At 68.7% G+C, this 20,246-nt stretch carries 18 protein-coding genes; 5 read left to right on the top strand and 13 right to left on the bottom strand.

The annotated features are described in order from the left end of the window. Window positions 1-2 precede the first annotated feature (2 nt). Window positions 3-458, bottom strand: a complete 456-nt coding sequence (gene tadA / locus ACFVWL_RS11175) for a tRNA adenosine(34) deaminase TadA (RefSeq protein WP_387182407.1) — start codon at window positions 456-458, stop codon at window positions 3-5. A gap of 80 nt (window positions 459-538) precedes the next feature. Between tadA and upp the strand changes: the two genes are divergently transcribed. Next, the gene (gene upp, locus ACFVWL_RS11170) at window positions 539-1,171 is read left to right on the top strand and encodes a uracil phosphoribosyltransferase (RefSeq protein ID WP_387182404.1); all 633 of its coding nucleotides are present in this window, start codon (window positions 539-541) and stop codon (window positions 1,169-1,171) included. An 81-nt stretch (window positions 1,172-1,252) separates the two neighbouring features. Here the strand turns inward: upp and ACFVWL_RS11165 are convergent, their stop codons facing one another. The 3 genes from ACFVWL_RS11165 to nadE form a co-directional block, all read right to left on the bottom strand. Continuing rightward, window positions 1,253-2,032, bottom strand: coding sequence for a hypothetical protein (locus ACFVWL_RS11165; RefSeq protein ID WP_387182402.1), 780 nt, complete (start codon window positions 2,030-2,032; stop codon window positions 1,253-1,255). Further along, window positions 2,029-5,499: a TM0106 family RecB-like putative nuclease gene (locus ACFVWL_RS11160; RefSeq protein WP_387182399.1), complete on the bottom strand. Its 3,471-nt coding sequence runs from the start codon at window positions 5,497-5,499 to the stop codon at window positions 2,029-2,031. Before ACFVWL_RS11160 ends, ACFVWL_RS11165 begins: the two co-directional genes overlap by 4 nt. A gap of 83 nt (window positions 5,500-5,582) precedes the next feature. Continuing rightward, complete coding sequence (gene nadE, locus ACFVWL_RS11155; RefSeq protein ID WP_387182397.1) at window positions 5,583-6,401, bottom strand: ammonia-dependent NAD(+) synthetase; 819 nt, start codon at window positions 6,399-6,401, stop codon at window positions 5,583-5,585. A 109-nt stretch (window positions 6,402-6,510) separates the two neighbouring features. On the opposite strand from nadE, the gene ACFVWL_RS11150 reads away from it, so the two are divergent. Then, on the top strand, window positions 6,511-7,068 hold the full coding sequence (locus ACFVWL_RS11150) for a nucleoside phosphorylase (protein WP_387182395.1): 558 nt from the start codon (window positions 6,511-6,513) through the stop codon (window positions 7,066-7,068). A 33-nt stretch (window positions 7,069-7,101) separates the two neighbouring features. On the opposite strand, the gene ACFVWL_RS11145 is transcribed toward ACFVWL_RS11150, so the two are convergent. The 5 genes from ACFVWL_RS11145 to ACFVWL_RS11125 form a co-directional block, all read right to left on the bottom strand. Beyond that, window positions 7,102-10,086 carry an AAA family ATPase gene (locus tag ACFVWL_RS11145; RefSeq protein ID WP_387182392.1) on the bottom strand — a complete coding sequence of 995 codons (2,985 nt, stop codon included), beginning with the start codon at window positions 10,084-10,086 and terminating at the stop codon, window positions 7,102-7,104. Next, a complete protein-coding gene (locus ACFVWL_RS11140) occupies window positions 10,087-11,256 on the bottom strand; it encodes an exonuclease SbcCD subunit D (RefSeq protein ID WP_387182389.1) in 1,170 nt (389 codons plus the stop codon). Between the two features lie 103 nt (window positions 11,257-11,359). Further along, window positions 11,360-12,805: an MFS transporter gene (locus ACFVWL_RS11135; protein ID WP_387182387.1), complete on the bottom strand. Its 1,446-nt coding sequence runs from the start codon at window positions 12,803-12,805 to the stop codon at window positions 11,360-11,362. A gap of 324 nt (window positions 12,806-13,129) precedes the next feature. Next, window positions 13,130-13,612 (bottom strand): DIP1984 family protein, encoded by a 483-nt coding sequence (locus ACFVWL_RS11130; protein ID WP_387182384.1) that lies wholly within the window; start codon window positions 13,610-13,612, stop codon window positions 13,130-13,132. A 52-nt stretch (window positions 13,613-13,664) separates the two neighbouring features. After that, a complete protein-coding gene (locus tag ACFVWL_RS11125; RefSeq protein ID WP_387182382.1) occupies window positions 13,665-13,973 on the bottom strand; it encodes a GNAT family N-acetyltransferase in 309 nt (102 codons plus the stop codon). Between the two features lie 332 nt (window positions 13,974-14,305). Between ACFVWL_RS11125 and ACFVWL_RS11120 the strand changes: the two genes are divergently transcribed. The 3 genes from ACFVWL_RS11120 to ACFVWL_RS11110 all read left to right on the top strand — a co-directional run bounded on the left by ACFVWL_RS11120 (window position 14,306) and on the right by ACFVWL_RS11110 (window position 16,361). Beyond that, window positions 14,306-15,013, top strand: a complete 708-nt coding sequence (locus tag ACFVWL_RS11120) for a winged helix-turn-helix domain-containing protein (RefSeq protein WP_387182379.1) — start codon at window positions 14,306-14,308, stop codon at window positions 15,011-15,013. Between the two features lie 168 nt (window positions 15,014-15,181). Next, window positions 15,182-16,141 carry a DNA-3-methyladenine glycosylase family protein gene (locus tag ACFVWL_RS11115; protein WP_387182377.1) on the top strand — a complete coding sequence of 320 codons (960 nt, stop codon included), beginning with the start codon at window positions 15,182-15,184 and terminating at the stop codon, window positions 16,139-16,141. A gap of 22 nt (window positions 16,142-16,163) precedes the next feature. Continuing rightward, window positions 16,164-16,361, top strand: coding sequence for a hypothetical protein (locus tag ACFVWL_RS11110; RefSeq protein WP_387182375.1), 198 nt, complete (start codon window positions 16,164-16,166; stop codon window positions 16,359-16,361). A 35-nt stretch (window positions 16,362-16,396) separates the two neighbouring features. Here the strand turns inward: ACFVWL_RS11110 and ACFVWL_RS11105 are convergent, their stop codons facing one another. The 4 genes from ACFVWL_RS11105 to ACFVWL_RS11090 are packed head-to-tail and all read right to left on the bottom strand — an operon-like array spanning window position 16,397 to window position 20,212. Continuing rightward, window positions 16,397-17,152, bottom strand: a complete 756-nt coding sequence (locus ACFVWL_RS11105) for an ABC transporter ATP-binding protein (protein ID WP_387182373.1) — start codon at window positions 17,150-17,152, stop codon at window positions 16,397-16,399. Beyond that, entirely contained in the window at window positions 17,149-18,162 is a 1,014-nt protein-coding gene (locus ACFVWL_RS11100; RefSeq protein WP_387182370.1) for an iron chelate uptake ABC transporter family permease subunit, read from the bottom strand. Before ACFVWL_RS11100 ends, ACFVWL_RS11105 begins: the two co-directional genes overlap by 4 nt. 19 nt (window positions 18,163-18,181) lie before the next feature. Continuing rightward, entirely contained in the window at window positions 18,182-19,168 is a 987-nt protein-coding gene (locus tag ACFVWL_RS11095; RefSeq protein ID WP_387182368.1) for an ABC transporter permease, read from the bottom strand. 48 nt (window positions 19,169-19,216) lie between these two features. Then, window positions 19,217-20,212 carry a siderophore ABC transporter substrate-binding protein gene (locus ACFVWL_RS11090; protein ID WP_387182366.1) on the bottom strand — a complete coding sequence of 332 codons (996 nt, stop codon included), beginning with the start codon at window positions 20,210-20,212 and terminating at the stop codon, window positions 19,217-19,219. Window positions 20,213-20,246 lie beyond the last annotated feature (34 nt).

Below are 20,246 nucleotides of genomic sequence, written 5' to 3'. Positions count from 1 at the left end.
CCTCAGCGGCGCTGTTCGAAGAACCCGCGCAGCAGTGCCGTCGCCGCATCCGCCTCGACACCGCCGATCACCTCGGCGCGGTAGGGCAGCCGCCGGTCACGAAGCACGTCGTACATCGAGCCGGCCGCGCCCGCTTTGTCGTCCCAGGCGCCGAACACCACGCGACCGACGCGGGACTGCAGGATCGCTCCGGCGCACATGATGCAGGGTTCGAGGGTGACCACGAGTGTGTGCCCGTCGAGGTTCCAGGAGCCGACGGACGACGCCGCCCGCCGCAGCGCCTCGATCTCGGCGTGGCCGGTCGGATCATGAGTCTCTTCGCGGGTGTTGCGTCCTTCGGCGATGATCCGCCCCTCCGGGTCGAGGACCACCGCTCCGACGGGGATCTCGGACACCGCCGCCGCCTCGGCTGCGAGCACGAGGGCGCGCTGCATCGCACGGTCATCGGCAGCGGTCATGCGTCGAGCCTACGACAGCCGACGAGCGCGGCCGGAGTCCCGATGTCGTGCCCGACCGTGCGGCGCATTACCCTGTATCCATGCGCGTTCACGTGGCCGACCACCCTCTCATCACTCACAAGCTCTCGGTGCTGCGCGATGTGCGCACGCCGTCGCCGGTCTTCCGGCAGCTCACGGAGGAGCTCGTCACGCTGCTCGCGTATGAGGCGACCCGCAACGTGAAGGTCAGCCCGATCGAGATCACGACCCCGGTGACCACCACGATGGGTGTGAAGATCTCGGAGCCGCGTCCGATCGTGGTGCCGATCCTGCGCGCCGGTCTCGGCATGCTCGAAGGCCTCGTGAAGCTGCTCCCGACGGCTGAAGTCGGCTTCCTCGGTATGGTCCGCGACGAGACGACGTTCGAACCGACGACCTATGCCGAGCGTCTGCCCGACGACCTGAGCGACCGCCAATGCTTCGCGATCGACCCGATGCTCGCGACGGGTGGCTCGCTCGCCGCGGCGATCCAGTTCCTGTTCGACCGCGGTGCTAGGGACGTCACGGCGATCTGCCTGCTCGGGACTCCTGAGGGCGTCGCGGCGATCGAGGCGATGGCGGGCGACCGCGACGTCACCCTCGTGCTCGGTGCGCTCGACGAGCGCCTCGATGAGAAGGGCTACATCGTGCCCGGACTCGGCGACGCCGGCGATCGGCTCTACGGCACGGTCTGAGTCAGACCTGCCCGGCCGGCGCCAGGTCCGACTCGCCAGAGTCAGGCGCCAGAGTGAGGCGTCCGAAGTCAGGCGACGAAGTCAGGCGTCCGGAGTCAGGCGGTAGGCGCGCTCGTCCCCGTAGTGATGGAAGCCGGCGCGTGCCAGGATCGGCGCCGATGTCGCGATGCGTCCTTTCACGAGTGCCGTCTTCGCACCCCAGGCGGCGCCCAGCCGGAGTCGCTCCGCGAGGACCGCGCGATACGCCCCGCGACCGCGGTCTCCCACCAGTGTGGAAGCACCCCACAGCCGGACGAATCCGTCGTCGATCGTGCACCCTCCCGTGCTGACCGCACGGCCGCCGATGCGCGCGAGGATCCGGAAACCCTCGCGACTCTCGAGCGCCGCGGCCACTTCTGCGAACTCGGCCTGCAGCCCTTCCGCATCGAGTGGTTGCTGCTGCCACACCGGCACATTGATGGCGTCGACGTCGCGCACCTGGCTGAGCGTGCGCACCATCTCGACCGTCACACCGTCTGGCACCTCGACCACGGCGTCGTCGAGAGGGCGTGCGAACACTGCCACCGTGTCGATGTGCTCCGCGCCGCGCCGCCGCAGCTCGTCTTCGAGATCCGGCCGGTCCGCTGAGCTCGTCCAGAACGTGAACCGCGGCGCGCCCCACGCTCTCGTCCTCTCCAGAGCACGGTCGACCACTCCTGCGGGGTCGAGGCGCGAATCCACCTGAGAACCGCGCACTCCTCCGCCGAACCTCTCCGGATCTCGCACGAGCAACAGATCTTCGCGTTCGTGCTCGCTGTCGCGAGGGAACCAGACCCATGCCGCCGCCGCGCGCAGGATCTCGTCGACCGTGTGGGTGCTCATTCCGCAGCTCCGACGAGGCGGGCGAAAGCACTGAGACGGGCGACCCCCTCCGGCGTGTACGGCAGATCGTCGAGCAAGGCGGGCGAGTGGATCAGGTACGCGACGACCTGCGCACGGGAGATCGCCACATTGAGTCGATTCTGGAGCAGCAGGAACTCCGGGCCTCGTGGCGCATCCCGGCCACTCGACGCGGCGAGCGAGGTGATGGAGACAACCGCCTCCTTGCCCTGGAAGTTGTCGACGGTGCCCACCGGCACATCGGCGAAACCGGCATCGGCGAGCGCGTCGAGGACCAGCTGACGCTGCGCGTTGTAGGGCGTGACGACGATGATGTCGGACGGCGCGAGCGGTCGCGTCGAGGCTTCGGGATCGTTGTCGGTGAAGACCCGACCGACCAGATCAGTGACGAGTCGCACGACCTCTGCGGCTTCCTCGGGTGATTGGGTCGCATTGCCGCGGTGGCGCAGCGGCACGACGTGCAGCCCCGGATCGATTCCGTCGAGCGATCGGAGTTCCGTGCCGGGGGCCGAGGCGAGTTGTCCCGCGTAGGCGAGCTTCGACACCGGCGCAGCGACGAACGGGTGCATCCGCCACGATCGAGCAAGGAAGTAGCCGTACTCGGGCCGCACGACCGGATCGCCATCCATCACCCAGCCCAGGGCGGACGTGTCCACCGGCTCGGGGTGGGCGCCCTGGCTCACCTGCGGGAGCTGCTGAGGATCGCCGAGGAGCAGGAGCCGCTTCGCCCCGGCAGCGACCGCGATCGTCGAGGCGAGCGAGAACTGTCCGGCCTCGTCGATCACGAGAAGGTCGAGGCCGGCGCGATCGACGCGCTGGGTGTTGCTGAAGTCCCAGGCCGTGCCGCCGACGACGGCTCCCTCTTCGGCGTGTCCCCCGAGGAACGACGCCATGCCGCTCTTCGGGATGACCGTGTACGGCGGCTCCGCATCGGGATCCTTCGGAGCTTTCCCCACCTGCGTCGGCGAGACTCCGTCGGCGACGACCCGCGCGAGGAGCGTCTCGATGATCGCGTGCGACTGCGCGACGACGCCGATCTTGAAGCCGTGCTCGTTCACCAGACGTGCGATCACCCGCGACCCCGTATAGGTCTTTCCCGTCCCGGGAGGGCCCTGCACGGCGAGGTAGCTGCGATCGAGGTCGAGCACACCACGCACGATCGCATCGATCGTGTCGTCGCCGGCCTCCGGCAGTGCGCTGCCCGACGAGGTTCGCGGGGGAAGGCGCCGCAAGATGTCGGTCGCCGCGTCTTCCGGGAAACCCGGGGCAGCCAGGTGCACGGCATCGGCCCACTCATCGATGGCCCCTTGCAGCGAGACCACACGAGGGGGCGCTGCCGGCGTGAGCGCGAGGGGCAACTCGTCCCAGGTCTGCCCCTGCACCGCGGACTCGGTGACGAGATAGCCGTCGTCGAGCACTTCGGCCACTGTGACCGTATGCGGCACGTGAACCGCGCGAGAGGGCACCTCGGTGTCGAACGGAGCGGGGACCTCGTAGAGCGCGAACGGCTGCGCTCCCGGACCGAGCGTCGTACCGGGCGACACCTCGCCGCGGATCTCGATGTCGCGGGACATCACCCGTCGCCCCTCGCCGATGCTCCACTCCCGACGCACGGCCGACGACGGGCGGTCGACCTTCACCACGTCACGCGTGCCGTCCCACATCGTCACCGGCTCACGCAGTCGCTGGAAGTGCGACACCCAGAAGCTCTTCGCCTCGCGAGGGAAGTAGTCGATCGCTGCCGCGGCGAGACGGTGCACCAACCCGTCACCACCGGCCTCGACGGCGCGCTCGGCATCGGCGAGAAGCGCGACCGATCGCGACGACGGCTCGTAGATGACCTCGTCCGCATCATCCGGCGGCGCGGGCGTCACGCCCTTCTGCCGGGCGATGTCGATGAGCCAGTTGCGCAACCGGCGCGTCGACACGCAGTCGTAGCGATTGTAATCGGCGAGATCGGCGAGCACCGCCTCCGCCTCGGACTGCTGCCCCGCCGCCGCGAGCTCCCGTGCCGCGACGTACTGCACGATCGAGTCGTCGCCCTTCTGCACGTCGCTGGTGCGCACGTCTGCACCCATGTAGAGCGGTTCGAGCTTCTTGATCGAGTACGACCGGGATCCGACCCGGACGGTCCGCAGCACGAGCGGATAGAGGTCGACGAACACCCCCTCGCGCAACAGCCGGTCGACCTCACCCTCGCGCACGCCGTGTCGCGCGGCCATGGCCACGAGGTGCGAAGTCTCATACGGCGCGTAGTGGTAGATGTGCATGCCAGGGTGAGCGACCCTGCGCGCGTTCACGAAGTCGAGGAAGGTCTCCAGCGCCCGCTTCTCATCGGCGAAGCTGTGCGCCCAGAGCGCCGAATACTGGTCGGCGTTGTCGACCCACCCGAAGAGGTAGTCGATCCCCCAGTGCGCCTCGCCGTCAGGAGCGGGCTCGGTGTAGAGGGGATCGCCCTCGAAGTCGAAGAAGATGTCGCCATGGCTCGGGAGCGGGAGCGTATGGATCGCCTGCGCGTAGTGCACGTCGAAGGTCGGCACGCCCTCGGCGTCGGCACGGAGCTGCAGACGGGCCTGCGCGCGGAGGGTCTCGAACGTGTCGACGTTCATGCCCGACGGAGCCTCGACCGCGTCGGCCAGCGCGTCGATCGTCTCGATGCCGGCCGCCCGGAGCCGCGCGCGCTGCACCGGACGCATCCGCGCGACCATCAGGAGGTCCCGGTGCGCGAGCACCTGCTCCTCGCAGGTCGCGCAGCGACCGCACGCCACGATCTGGAGATCGCCTCGGTCATCGCCCCAGGCGAGCGGAGCGCCCGCCGCGCCGTCCGCGATCTGCCGATCGGCGATGAGGGCACGCAGCCGCGCGCGTCGCACCTGGAAAAGCGGAAGGAGGTCGTCGACGGCATGCGTGCTGAGCGTGCTGTCGCCGAGGATGAGATCGACCTCGTCGGAGCGCGGAATGCCGAGACGGTCGAGCTGGTCGACATATGCCGCGAGCTGCATGAGAGCGGTGACGCGCGCCTTGCGGGCGAGCTTCGAGTCCTGCACCCGCCAGCGGCCGTCACGGTCCTTGCGGAGGAAGTCAGCGAAGCCGACGAACTCCTCGGTCGCGAACGCGGCCTGGAAGACGACCTGCGCATCTGAGCGCAACGCCGCCACCGTCTCGTCGATAGCCGCAGCGAGCGCTTGGGCGTCGACCGACGAGACCTTCTCGACACGGTGGACGTTCGCGTCACCGAGATCGTCGACGTAGCGGGCGAGCACGTTCTGCTCGTGCACGTCGCCGAGTTCAGCCGCCCGCTTCAGCGTCGCGTCTTCCGGTTCTTCGACGGCGGGCACGCGCCCCAGCTTCGCGTCGATCGCCCGGCACCATGCGAACTCGCATTCGGCGGCCGCTTTGAGGTCGCTCGCGCTCCAGATGACGCGCTGCGCCTGAGTGTCGATCCGCACGATGCTCCCGTTCTGTCGGATGCTTCGACACTATCCGCGGCATCCGACACGGGCGAAAGCGGGCGCCTCTCGAATGCGCGAGGTCAGCGCCACCAGGTGTCGTCGGGAGTCACCGGAAGATGCCGCTTGTGCTGCGTTGCGAGGTACCGCGCCTCGATGCGCCCGGCGACCTCGGGGTCGACGTCGCGCCCCTCGAGGAAGTCGTCGATCTGCTCGTAGGTGAGACCGAGCTCGTCTTCGTCGGCCCGTCCCGGCTGCCCGTCGAGAAGATCGGCGGTCGGCACCTTGAACGCCAGGCGATCCGGAGCGTCGAAGAACTGCAGCAGCGAACGCCCCTGCCGCTTGCTGAGCCCGGACAGCGGAAGAATGTCGGCCGCGCCATCGCCGAACTTCGTGTAGAAACCGGTCACGGCTTCGGCGGCGTGGTCGGTGCCGATCACCAGCATCCCGTCATGCCCGGCCAGCGCGTACTGCGTGACCATGCGGACGCGCGCCTTGATGTTGCCGCGATTGAAGTCGCTGATGTCGCTCGTGACCGCGAACTCGATGTCTTCCTCGACCCCGTCGACGCCGTTCTGGATGTTGACCTCGACCGAGGAGTCCGGGGCGATGAACTCGAGTGCGGCCTCGGCATCCGCAGCATCGTGCTGCACCCGATAGGGCAGACGCACGGCGAGGAACTTCGCCTCGCCTCCTTCCGCCCGCACCCGCTCCACCGCGAGTTGCGCAAGGCGACCGGCCAGCGTGGAGTCCTGCCCGCCGGAGATCCCGAGCACGAAGCCCTTTGCCCCCGTCGTGCGGAGGTAGTCGACGAGGAATCCGACCCGACGCTCGGCCTCGGTCTCGGGGTCGATCTCGGGCCGGACGCCGAGGTCTTCAGAGATCTGCTTCTGCAACGACATGCCATCCTCCGTCTTTGTCCTCGAATCAGTATCGCCCTTCCGTGTTACACCCGGGTGACGCCGCGGCGTTCGCACGCTCCTGCCAGTGAAGACCTGAGAGAATGGGGCAGTGAAACTCCTCGTCGCTGCCCTCGAATCCGAACTGTCCGCTTTCCCGGAGGAGCTCGTCGGCTTCGACCGACTCGTGACCGGCCCCGGCAAGCTGCAGGCGACGTACGCCCTGACTCGCGCTCTCGACGCCGCGGTCTACGACGAGATCGTGGTCGTCGGCACGGCGGGCGCGATCGATCCCGACCTCGCAGCGACGGTCCACGAAGTCGGCACCGCGTTCCAGCATGATGTGACCGACCTCGACGGCATCTCCGGCCAGCATGTGTCGCTGCCGGCACGCGTCTCGACCGGACGAGACGGCGTGCTGATCGCGACGGGTGACCACTTCGTCGAGGACGCCGAGGTCACCGCCGTGATCCGCCCGTCGGGTGCGGCCCTGGTCGACATGGAGACCTACGCCTACATCTGGGTCGCCGGACAGTTCGATGTCCCGATCCGCGTGTTCCGTGCCGTCTCCGACCAGGCAGAGGACGGCGCGCTGACGGATTGGCGTGAAGCGGTCGCCCGATGCAGCGTGCAGCTGCGCGATTTCATCCGCAGCGAATACGGCGTCTGAGCCGGTCGGGCGCGCATCCACCACGGGATCGCGTCAGCGGGCCTCGATGATGCTGGGCCCGTTCGGCAGTGCGCGCACCGTGAGCTGTGCGGGGATCTGCTCCTGCATCGCTTCGACGTGACTGATCACCCCGACAGTGCGCCCGCCCTGTCGCAGTTCGTCGAGCGTGCGCATGGCGACATCGAGCGTGTCGCCGTCGAGGGACCCGAACCCCTCGTCGATGAAAAGCGTGTCCAGGCGTATTCCCCCCGCACGGGCGGTCACCACCTCGGCCAGTCCCAGGGCGAGGGCGAGGGATGTGAGGAACGTCTCCCCTCCCGACAGTGACTGCGGCGGTCGGGTCTGCCCCGTGAAGGCGTCGAAGACCACGATGCCGAGTCCGGATGCCGCACCACGGGCAGCGAGCGCATCGGAGTGCTGGAGCTGGTAGCGACCCGTCGACATGTCGTGCAGCCGGCGGTTGGCAGCCTCGACGATCTCTTCGAGCTCCGCGGCGAGCACGAAGGTCTCGAGCGTCATCTTGCGGGTGTTGGCGCCTCTGCCCGCGATCGTGTCGGCGAGATTCTGCAGCACCTCGAACTCCGCGGCATCGTCGGCGGTGCGAGCCTGCTCGGCTGTGGCCGAGTCGATCAGACCGCCGAGTCGTTCTGCGGTGCCGGCGGCTCTGGCCACTTCATCGACCGCCGCCGTCCAGACGCTCCGAGCGGCCGCAGATGCCTGTTCGCGCGGTGCGAGGTCGATCGGCTCCTCGGGAAGCGTGCGCAGTTCGAGGTCGAACAGCACAGCGCGCTCCTTCTCTCGCTGCACGGCATGCTGCGCGATCCGCGCGTCGAGGGCTTCCTGCGTCGTGATCGAACGCAGTGCGTCTTCGACGGCCGCCTCGTCGTCGAACACGGAGTCTGCGAGCGCCTCGTCGCGCTCGGCTTCCGCTTCGACGAGCGCCTCGGCCCTGCGTGTGCGCTCCGCGATCGCCTGGATGAGTGCGCGCGCCGCGGTGATCTTCGCCTCTGTGTCGGAGAGCCGTTCGGCGACGGAGTCGAATCCGCCCCGCGCCTCGGTGACGAGCTGATGCGCCTCCACGCTCCGCTGCCGCAGGAGCGCGTGCCGCTCCCGCGCCTCCGTGAGAGCGCTCGCGTCGACGTCTCGATCGGCGTCGAGCCGCTCGAGGCGGATGACGAGCTCGTCGAGCTGGAAGTCGAGCGTCTTCAGCGCCTCCGCGGCTGCACGACTGCTCGCTAGCGCCGCGGAGGCCTCGGCGTATTCACTCTCGGCACGTTCGACGTCTCGACCATCGGCGCGGGCAGTGGCGGCGGCGAGCTCGGCACGCAATGTCGATGCGCTCGACGCCAGCTCGCGCTCCTTCTGCGACGCGGCGTCACGGGCTTCTTCCGCGAGGGCGATGTCTTCGGGCGAGACGGGATCCGAATGCGTGGCCGGTGTCGGATGATCGAGTGAGCCGCAGACGGGGCAGGGGTGCTCGTCGCGGAGTGTCGAGGCGAGTTCTCCGGCCATACCGTCGGTGCGCCGTTGACGCAGTTGCGCCAGCGATGTCTGCGCAGCCGCATGCAGTGCGGTGGCCTGCGTGAGCTCGAGGTCGAGCGACATCTCGGCGGCCTTCAGCCGTTCCGCCTCGCGCGCCGCGGCACGACGGAGATCCGCCGTCTCCTGCGACGCCAGCCTGTCGTCCACTCGGTCGGCGAGACGCCGGGTCTCGTCGCGCAACGACGTCAGTTCGGTGATCTCCGCGGGCAGGGAGGCCCGCTTCTCCTCTGCGGCCTCGATGCGGGCAGCCACGGCCACGATGGCTTCTTCGGCGGATCGTGCCTTCGCGTCGAGCGCCGGCGCACGCTCCTCGAGCTCTCGTGCCCGCTGCCATGCTCCGCTCTCCCTGATGCGCTCGGCCGTCCAGGCGTCGAGGTCGCCGTCCACCGGGAGGTCGAGGGCCTCGGCCGCCGCGCGAGCACTCTGCTCCTCCCGGGAGGCGACGGTGAGTGCTGCGCCCGCACGTGCCGCCGCGGCGATCGTGGAGCGCAGCACCTCCGCGGCGCGAGCCGCGGAGAGTTCCGCACGAGCCTCCTCGATCAGGGGCGCCTCGGCGTCGAGACGTTCGAGCGCTGCCCTGGCGCGGTCGCGTTCGCTCTGCGCCCGTCGGTCTTCGCGCGCCACAGCGAGCTCCGCGTCTGCTGCGGCCGACCGCTTCTCCGCGTCGAGCTGCTCGGATGCGCGGCGCTCCGCGCGATAGTCGGCGCGGGCCTTGGCTCGTCGGAGGGCGTCGAGACGCACATCGATCGATGACGGCAGGTGCAGCGCCTCAGGCGGCATCTCGTCGCCGTCTCCGATCAGCCCGCCGGTGACCACCAGACGCTCGGCCTCGTCGACGCGGGCCTCGACGGCCGCGAGCCGGGCGCCGAGCGCCTGTTCCGCCGCCCGACGACGCTCGTCGAATCGTGCCTGCACGTCTTCGAATCGCTGGGTGCCGAACAGACGCCGCAGCAGCGCCTGGCGATCGCGGCTGCCCGCGAGCAGGAACTCGGAGAACCGGTTCTGCGCGAGCAGAATCACCTGCAGGAACTGCTCACGACTCAGCTGCAGGATCTCGTCGAGTTCGCCTGCGACGTCGACGGCCCGTGCGGCACGGCCGATCCAGCCGGCGTCCGTCCATTCATCGAGGGCCACGGCCGGTGCCTGCTTGGTCATGCCGCCACCACGCTTGGCCGGACGCAGATACTCGGGTGAACGGGTGACCCGGAATCGGCCGGTGGGCGTGCTGAACTCGACGACCACCTCGGAGGGATCGTCGGGCTCGCAATGGTCGCTGCGAAGCCGTTTCTCACCCCCGTCGTACCGTGGTACTCCGCCGTAGAGACCGAAGCAGACGGCGTCGAGGATGCTCGACTTGCCCGCTCCCGTCCGTCCGGCGATCAGGAAGATGCCGTCGTCGGCGAACGCGTCGAAGTCGACGGTCTGGCGTGAGCGGAAGGGCCCGAAACCCTCGACCTCCAGGCGATGAAGACGCATCTAGACGAGCGCCTCGGCACGCACCCGCTCATCGAGCACCGCACGGATCAGCTCGCCCTCCGCCTCGGTCGGTCCGTTCCCTGCCCGCACGTGCTCGAGGAAGGCCTCGATGCGATCGGCGTCGGTGATCGCGGTGCGCAGACGCTGCACGTAGGAGCGCTCGTCGACCTCCGCCTTCACTTCGGGCTGGTGCTGCACCATGGCGCAGTGGGGGTAGCTCTCACGAAGGCGCCGCATCGGCTCGCGTTGTGGCACCGCATCCGTATAGACGGCGCAGACCCAGTCCCCCGCATGCTCGGCGACCCGCTCGACGGACAGGAGCTCGTCGAGCGGACCGGTGAGCGTGACGAGGCGACGGGGCACCGGCAGTTCGAGCCATTCGACCTCGGCGAGCCCTTCGGCATCGATGTCGACGAGCCAGGACCCACGTGGCTTGTCCTGCTCGCCGAAGCTGTAGTGCAGCGGCGCACCCGCGTAGCGGACACGGTCGCTGAGCTGCTGACGCCCGTGGATGTGCCCGAGCGCCACATAGTCGGGCCCGTCGAAGACGCTCAGCGGCACCATGTCGAGGCCCCCCTGGCGCACCTCGCGTTCGAGTCCGGCCGTCGCGTCGACGCCCGCGGCGAAGCAGTGCGCGATCGCCACCGAACGCCCCTCGTACTGCTCCATGCCCGCGCGGACCAGGTCCATCGCGTGCGCCATGGTCTGCGCCTGCGTGCGCAGCTGACGTCCGGTGCTGTCGCCCTCCGGCCAGTGCTGACGCACGATCGCCGGCTCGAGATAGGGGATGCCGAAGAAGTGGACCGGGCCATGCGCATCGGCGATCGTCACGGGCACTCCGACCGCGAGCGGGTCGGTCAGCACGTGGATTCCCTCGCGGAGCAGCCGGGCCTGGAAACCGAGTCGTGCGGCCGAATCGTGGTTACCGCTCGTCACGATGACGCGGGCGCCCGTCTCGTGCAGAGCCACCAGCGCATCGCCCAGCAGGGTGTATGCGGCACCGGACGGCGTGGCGGAGTCGAAGACGTCTCCCGCGACGACGACCGCGTCGACCGCGTTCTCGCGAACCTGTGCGGTGAGCGCTCCGAGCACCTCGGCGAGGGCGTCCATGGTCGAGTTGCCATGGAACGTCCGGCCGATGTGCCAGTCGGAGGTGTGCAGGATGCGCATACTCACACGGTACGAACCCCCTCCGACATTCCGTCCGAGGCGTGCCGTGGCATCCGTTCCTGATGCGGGATCCTCGCCCCGGAACGGATGCCGCGCCACCACGTCAGTGCGCCGCGAGAACGGGCGTGTCCTGCGCCGGAAGCAGCTGCTCCTTCGTGCCGCGCACCATGGTCGCGGCGATGACGGACGCCACGACCATGAGGATCGACGCGGTGATGAAGGTCCACCCGTAGGCGTCGGTCAACTGCTGCGGTGCGAGATCGGCTTGCGAGCGACCGCCGACGGAGGCGGCGTACACCGCGGTGAACACCGACAGGCCGATCGAGCCGCCGATCTGCATCGATGAATTCGCCACCGCCGACGCCACTCCCGCGTCATGCGGGGCGACTCCCGAGAGCGCCAGGTTCTGCAGCGGGATGAAGACGAACCCCATGCCGATGCCCAGGAGCACCAGTCCCGGAGCGATCTGCACGAAGTAGGCGCCGTCCGGGGTGATCCCGGAGAGCAGGAACAGCCCGACCGCGGCGAACAGCGGTCCGACGACCAGCTGCGGACGTGGGCCGATCACCGACAGCAGCTTGGTCGCGATCGGAGCCAGAACCATGGTCGCGATCGGCAGCGGCAGGCTCGCGAGGCCGGCCTGCAGCGCGCCCATGCCCAGCACGAACTGCAAGTGGAAGGTCAGGTAGATCGTTGCCCCGATCATGATCGCCCCGGCGATTCCCTGGATCAGGAACGCCCCGCCTCGCACTCGGTCCGCGACGACGCGCAGGGGGAGCAGCGGCTGCGCCACCCGGCTCTCCACCCAGACGAACACGGCCAGGAGCACGACCCCGATGGCGAGGAATGCGATCGCCAGCGGATCGGCCCACCCGTTCTCGGCGCGGCTGAATCCGTAGACGAGCGCACCGAGACCGAGGGTCACGCAGATCGCGCCCCAGACGTCGTAGCGGTTCTCCCCCTCTGCCTTGCTCTCGGTCAGGAAGAGTGCGCCGCCGATCACGCCGATGCCGACGAAGAAGAGGTTGACCAGGAGACACCAGCGCCAGTCCGCGAATTCGGTGAGCACACCGCCGAGGAGCAACCCGACGGCTGCCCCGGTGCCGGCCACGGTCCCGAAGACGGCGAAGGCGGTGTTCCGCTCCCGCCCCGAGGGGAACGTGACGGTGAGAAGGGCGAGCGCGGCGGGCGCGAGGAGGGCCGCGAAGGCCCCCTGCAGCCCGCGAGCGAGGATCAGTTCCCACCCCTGCTGTGCGAACCCGCCGTACAGGGATGCCGCTCCGAATCCGACCATGCCGATCATGAAGACGCGCTTGCGTCCCACGTAGTCGGCGATCCGGCCCCCGAGCAGCAGTAGCGCCCCGAAGGCCAGGGCGTAGGCCGTGACGACCCACTGGCGCTGCCCGTCCGAGAGCCCGAGGGCAGCTTGGGCACGGGGAAGGGCGATGTTCACGATCGTTCCGTCGAGGACGACGACCAGTTGCGTGAGCGAGATGACGATGAGGGCCCACCACCGGGAGAGGGGATGGGCGCGCAGGGATGAAGACATGGGAAAACCTCCGGTGTCTGGTGAGGATGCCGGAGGTTTCGAGCCTCGGATCAGCGTGCCTCTCGACACCTGACCGCCTCAGCCAACGGGGCTGAGCAGAGTTCGATCTTATCGCAGGCGCTCTCATTCCAGGAGTTCGAGGAGGAAGCGGAAGGTCCCCTGACCCTCCCTCGTCACGACGACCGGCACGCGGTGATGCGAGATGCTCCGTGCACCATCACCTGTACAGCGTGCGGGGCTGCGCGATGCGATATCCGGGCTGCCCTCCGCCCCACAGGTGCCGGCTTGCCCCGCCGGCTGAGGGTTGTGCCCGCTTCGTCGTGACTACCGACTTCCGCTGTCCTCCTCGAGGTCGTTCGACCAGTTCGCCTGCTGGATCCGGTTGTCGAGCTCACGAAGCTCCTGCGCGACGGCGTCGGCACGGGAGCGCAACTGCGCGACGGGGAGAGCGGAGACCTGGCGCAGCTCCGACCGCATCTGGCGCAGGAACTGGTCGTTGGCCCCGGAGGCCGCGGCTGCTGCATCGGTGAGGACGGAGTGCCGCAGACGAAGCACGTCACGGGCGGCGAGCGCATCGGTCATGGTGCCGTCCGCCCCCAGGTCGAGCCGTGCGTTGGTCGCGTTGATGCGGCGGATGAGGTCGCGGAGCTGTGTCAGCGCGGCATCCGCCTCGACGATCAGGGCGGCCGCGTCCTCCGCCGGCTCCTCGCCCTCCTGGTACCGGGCGTTCGCGACGATGCGGGCCCGCAGCTGCTCGATGCGGCGCTGCAGATCTGCCCGTGCGGTGAGGGCTTCGGCGAGTTTCATGAGGTCATCCTCGCAAAGAGCGCGCGTAACAGTTCGTCATGTGGCCGGAGAGTCAGCGGGTGCGCAGAAGACCGGCACGCTCCGGGTGGGCGGAGAACCATTCCGCCACGTACCAGCACACGGCGTCGACCTGGCGACCACCGCGCTCGGCGATGTCGGCCACGGCGCCCTCGACGACCTTCCCCGCATAGCCGTTCCCGCGGAAAGTCGGGATCGTGAAGGCCCGGGTGAGGGCGATGGTGTGGCCGTCGTCGCGGTAGTCGAGCACGCTCACGAGCTTGCTGTCACGCATGAGTGTGTACCGCGAAGCGTCCTTCTCGTCGGTCAGGATGAAGCCGTCGACAGTGTGCGAGATCGTCATTCGAACCACGTTACGCCCGCCGGAAGCGCCCGGGCGTTTTGACATGGGGCGTCACGATCAGACATAATCCCCCCATGACCACCAACGCAAGCCCTTTGTCCGCCCAGGAGGCGAACAGGACTGCCGGGATGATGATGCCCGGTCGCGTTGGCATGTGTTGCCGAATGTGTCGCTGAACGAACAGCCACCCCGCCTGACCTGAACTCCTCGCCATCTGCGAGGTCAGTGTCTCCGAGCATCCACCCTTGCTCGTCTCCCGGCTCCGCCGGTCATTCATGCAACGCATCAGAGCCCCGCTCGATCCGGGCTCACGTCCTGAGGACTTCATCATCATGTCGAACACCGCACTTCTCGAGCGTCCCGCCACCACCGCCGCGATCCGCACGCAGACTGAGGCCGCCGCACCGCTCTCCGCCGCCGGCGCCGACCTTCCCGCCGTGCGCTCGCCCCGCGGCTTCGCCCTGTACGTCGGGCTGGACGAGATCAAGGCCGCCGAGGCAGGCGTCAGCCTCCCCCTCCTCGTCGACGCACTGCGCCGCACTCTCGCCGAACTCGCACCGGGTGCGGAGACGCACGCCACGGTCGCCCTCGCGCCACACGGCTCGGGAGGACGTGACCTCGACGTGGTCCGCCTCGCCCTCCAGGAGCCGGGAGCCATCGCGCGCACCAAGGCCGCTGCCGAGGAGGACACCGCCGACGAGGAGAGCGGCGTCACCGTCGACATCTCCCGCAAGCGCGTGCTGATCGATGGCGAATCCGCCGCGTTCACCTACAAGGAGTTCGAACTGCTGCAGTACCTCGTTCTTCGCGAGGGCCGCACGATCGAGCGCAGTGAGCTGGTCTCCGCCCTCTGGCAGGCCCAGGACGACGAGACCCCGGGAGAGCGCACCATCGACGTGCACGTGCGCCGCCTCCGCGCCAAGCTGGGTCGCTACGAAGACATCGTCCGCACCGTTCGTGGCATCGGATACCGCTTCGACCGGCACGCCGACGTCGTCATCCGATACGGTCACGGCACCCCCTCGCCCGACCGCTTCTGAGCGCACTCTCCGACCTCGGAGGTTCACAACTCAGGAACATCGCCCGCGAAACGCCTTCGTCGTTCCTCCCCGAGGTGCTCGGCGCCCGAACTTCCTGTATTGCGAACACGGATGACCGGGCATCAGCACCCCCGGGTCCGTGTCAGAACCGGCGCGTAGGGTGGGCGCATGACCCTGACAGCGCATTCCGCAGCGGCAGACGCCGCTCCCGCGGAAACTGCTCGGGAGACCGTCTACCGCCCTCCGCATGAGCTCGATCTCCGCCGGACGGTCGGCATGCTCCGCCGTGGCGGCACCGACCCCACGATGCTCATCGACGGGTCCGTCATCTGGCGCGCGATGCGCACGCCCCTCGGACCGACGACGCTGGCGCTGCGCATGGCGGGCGGAGAGGTGCGGGCGACGGCGTGGGGCCCCGGCTCGGACGTGGCCCTCGATCTCGTGCCCGCCCTCTGTGGTGCCCACGACGATCCCGGAGATTTCGATTCAACGCTGCACCCGCTCATCGCCGACACCGCACGACGCCACCCGGGGCTGCGTCTGACGCGTACCGACGAGGTGTTCGATGCGCTCGCGTGCGCGATCATCGAGCAGAAGGTGACCGGCATGCAGGCTTTCGGCGCATGGCGCTGGCTCGTCACCCGCTTCGGCGCGCGCGCACCCGGCCCGACGCCGCGGCCGATGTTCGCCGCCCCCTCCCCCGAGCAGTGGTTCCGCATCCCCTCCTGGGCCTGGCATCGTGCCGGCGTCGAGCCGCCCCAGTCGCGCACCATCGTGCGTGCGGCCGAGCGCGGAGACCGCATCGCCCGAGCCGTCCGAGCCGCCGCCTCGGGAGACGACCGAGACCGCGTGCTCACGAGCCTTCCCGGCGTGGGGGTCTGGACGTCGGCGGAGACGCGCATCCGCGCCCTCGGAGATCCGGATGCGGTCAGCGTCGGCGACTATCACCTCGCCCACGAGGTCGGCTACGCCCTGACGGGCACGCGCACCGACGACGACGGGATGGTCGAGCTGCTCGCGCCCTGGGCCGGTCAGCGACAGCGCGTCGTGCGTCTCATCTACGCCAGTGGAGTGCAGGAGCCTCGCCGGGGTCCTCGTCTCGCGCCCGAAGACCATCGCCGCCGCTGACGCCGCCACCTAAGCTGGTGCCATGTCCCGTTCCATGCTGCGCATCCTCGTCACCGTCGGCCTGCTGATCGTCGGCGTCGTGGTCGGGCTCATCTTCCAGAACGTCTGGCTCGGGGTACTGCTCGCGGCGATCGTGTGGCTGGGCTGGTTCCTCGGGTACGAATCGCGCCGTGGCAACAACGCCGGCGTCAACGACGAGGACCACGGCATCGAGCTCTGACGCGCTCACTCCGCAGGCAGGCGCGGCACGACGGCTCAGTAGTAGACCGCGAGCGGCCCTGACGGACCGTCGACGACGCGCACGGGAGTATCGAACACCCGCGTGAGCACATCGTCCGTCATGATCGTGGCCGGCGATCCGAACTCGACGACAGCGCCGTCCTTCATGGCGCAGATGTGGTCGGCATAGTGGCCGGCGAAGTTGATGTCGTGCAGCACGATGACGATCGTGCGCCCGAGCTCTTCCGCCGCTCGCCGCAGGTGCTTCATCATCTGCACGGCGTGCCGCATGTCGAGGTTGTTCAGCGGCTCGTCGAGCAGCACGAACTCGGTGTCCTGTGCCAGGACCATGGCGACGTAGGCACGCTGCCGCTGCCCTCCGGAGAGCTCGTCGAGATACCGGCTCTCCAGGGCGCCGAGGTCGAGGAAGTCGATCGCTCGGCTGATGATCTCCTCATCGGCCCTGTTTAGCCGACCCTTCGAGTGGGGGAAGCGCCCGAACCCGACCAGCTGGCGCACGGTGAGCCGGGTGACGAAGTGGTTCTCCTGGCGCAGGATCGAGACGACCTTCGCCAGGTCCTTGGACTTCGTGGAGGCGACGTCGAGCCCCGCGATCTCGATCGCACCGGCGTCCATCCCGCTCAGACGCCCGATCATCGTGAGCAGGGTCGATTTGCCCGCCCCGTTCGGACCGATGAGGGCGGTGATGCCGCCGGCGGGGATCTCGAGGTCGACGGGGCCGATCGCGACCTCGCTGCTGTAGTCACGGCGGACGCCGTCGAGTGCGATCACAGTCTGCCCTTTCTGAGGATGACGATGAGGAACACGGTGCCGCCGACGAGCTCGATCAGGATCGACACCATCCCCTGCGCGTAGAAGATGTTCTTCATCACGAAGTAGGCACCGGCCAGGATGGTGAAGGCCGTGAGCACCGCGACGGGGAAGATCAGCCGATGATCGTGGGTGTCGGCGAACTGGTATGCGAGGGTCGCCACCAGGAAGCCGAGGAACGTCATCGGCCCCACCAGCGCCGTCGAGGTCGCCATCAGCACAGCGACCAGGAACAGCACGACGAACAGCTCGCGCCGGTGATCGACGCCGAGGGAGCGGGCGGCATCCGGCCCGAGAGCCATCAGGTTGAGTCGGCGCGAGCGGAGCCAGAGCAGCGCAGACGCCGCGACCACCAGCGGGATCGCGAGCGGAAGGTAGGAGGCGTCGGCGTTCGACACGTTGCCGAACAGACGCGCAGCGAGCACGTCGAACTCGCTGGGCGTGAGGAGCCGCTGCATGAACGTGGAGATCGCTCCGAGGCCTCCCCCGATCACGATGCCCACCAGGAGCATGATCTGCAGGTTGCCGTAGCGCCCGGACAGCAGCCAACCGTAGAGGGCGACGGCGAGGCCGACCATGATCGCGACCTGGATGGCGAACTGCCCGACGCCCTGGATCGCCACGATCCCGGCCACACCGAACAGGTACACGGTCGAGGTCTGCACCACCCGGTACAGCGACTCGAAGCCCATGATGGACGGCGTGATGATGCGGTTGTTGGTCACGGTCTGGAAGCTCACCGTCGCCACGGCCTGCGCGACCGCGACGAGTGCCATGACCGTGACATCGGTCGCACGGTGCTGGGCGATGCGCCAGAACCCCGTCGATCCGACCGGCATCGGGTTCGCCCACGCCAGCAGGCCGAAGCCGGAGCCCGCGGCGAGGACGATGAGGATGCCGAGCACGACCCCGTAGCGCCGACGCGCCCGCGGGGTCGTGAACGCCCCCGCGGATCGTGTGGAAACGCCCACGGCCACGTCTCTCGCCCCGCTAGCCACGTCGACGCTGCCTGAGCAGGAGGAGCACGAACACCACGGCGCCGACGACCCCGAGGATCAGCGACACCGGAACCTCAAACGGCATGATGATGGTGCGCCCGATGATGTCGCACACCGTGACGATCGCGATGCCGAGCAGACACACCCACGGAAGGTTGCTGCGCAGGTCGTCGCCGCGCACCATCGAGACGATGTTCGGCACGATCAGCCCGAGGAAGGGGAGGTTGCCGACGACCACCGTGACCACGCCGGTGGTGACCGCGATCAGAACCGTGCCGAGCAGGATGATCCGGTTGTAGTTCACCCCGACGTTGGTGGCGACTTCTTCACCGAGTCCCGCGATGGTGAGCCGATCGGCGACGATGAAGACGATCACGCCGATGATGGCGACGATCCAGAGCATCTCGTACTGGCCGCGCATCACCGAGGTGAAGCTGCCTGCGAACCAGACGCCGATGATCTGCAGCGAGTTCGTCGCCAGGGCGAGGTAGGTCGAGAGCGCGCCGACCACGGCCCCGAGCATGATGCCGACGATCGGAACGATGAGGGAGGACCTGAGGGCCACTCGTCGGAGGAACGCGAAGAACACCATCGTGCCGATGAAGGCCGCGAACACCGCACCGGCCATCCGGAGAGGGAGCGAGGGCTGCGGCACGAGGATCATGACCATCAGGAGCCCGAGCCCCGCCCACTCGGTGGTACCGGTGGTCGTCGGCTCGACGAAGCGGTTCTGGGTGAGCAGCTGCATCACGAGACCCGCCATCGCCATCGAGGCGCCGGCCAGGACGAGGGCGATCGTGCGGGGGACGCGAGTGATCTGGAACATCTGGGCGCCGTCTTCGGCGCCGGCGACGTCGTACACACCCGTGAAGAGCGAGATCACGAGCAGCACGACGACGACCAGCACGCCGATGAGCAGCTTCACGTCGAAGAGCCGCCCGGCGTGGCGGGGCGGTGGGGCGATGTCTGTGGAGACCATGATGACGGTGCGGCGGCACCCGGATCACCCGGATGCCGCCGCAGTACCTCAGTTCTTCGCGCTCTTCTCGAGGGCGTCGGCGAGGTCATCGAGGAACGTCGTGTACGTCTGGATGCTCTCGTTCAGGTACGTGTCGGTGGGCATGTAGACGATCTGCTTGTCCTTCACGGCGGTGACGCCGGCGAGCGCCTCGGAGCTCTCGAGGATCTCGGCCGCCTGGACGTAGTCGGGGGTGTCGGCGGCGAACACGGCGTCGCGGTCGAGCACGAGGATCCAATCGGGGTTCGAGGCGGCGATGGCCTCCACGGAGATCTCGTCGCCCTGGTGGTCGTCGGTCGCGTCGTCGACCTCGAGCGCGGGGGTGAGGCCGAGGATGTCGTAGATCGGGCCGAGCGAGCGGCCGACGGTCGGGGCGAGGTAGCCGATCTCCCCACCGGAGGTGTTCACGGCCATGACCGTGTCGGCGGCGTCGTACGCGGCCTTCGCGCGCTCGACGGCGGCATCGAAGTCGTCCACGAGCTTCTGTGCCTCGTCCTGCTTGCCGAAGATCTCGCCGAGCACCGTGACCTGACGCTTGAGCTCGTCGTCGAAGGGTTCGCCCTCACGCGGCTCGAGGTCGATGATCGTGGCGTCGGGGACGAGGTCGGCGATCGCCGTGTTGTGCTGCGTGAACCGCTGGCCGCTGATGATCAGGTCGGGTTCCACGGCGACGACCGCTTCGAGGTCGGGCTCGCTGTGCAGTCCGATGTCGACGATCTCGTCGTCCTTCACATACGACACCGTCTCCGGCATGAGCGCGACGGCGCCGGCGGAGAGCTCGACACCCCAGTCGGAGAGCGTCTGGAAGGTGCGGTTGTCGAGGGCCACGACAGAGGCGGGAGGCGTCGCGATCTCGTGCGTGCCGGTGTTGTCCTCGATGGTGACGGTCGCTGCCGCGGGTTCGGTCTTCTCCGGTTCGGTCGAGCCGCCGGAGGTGCACCCGGCGAGGGCGAGGAGGCCGACGAGAGTGGCGCTCGTGGCGGTGAGGGTTCTGGGCACGGACATGGAGAGACTCCTGTTCTGCGGGATCGATGCGCAC

This window comes from Microbacterium sp. NPDC058269 (assembly GCF_042881445.1).
GTDB lineage: Bacteria > Actinomycetota > Actinomycetes > Actinomycetales > Microbacteriaceae > Microbacterium.
This window is presented reverse-complemented; position numbering and strand designations above follow the sequence as displayed.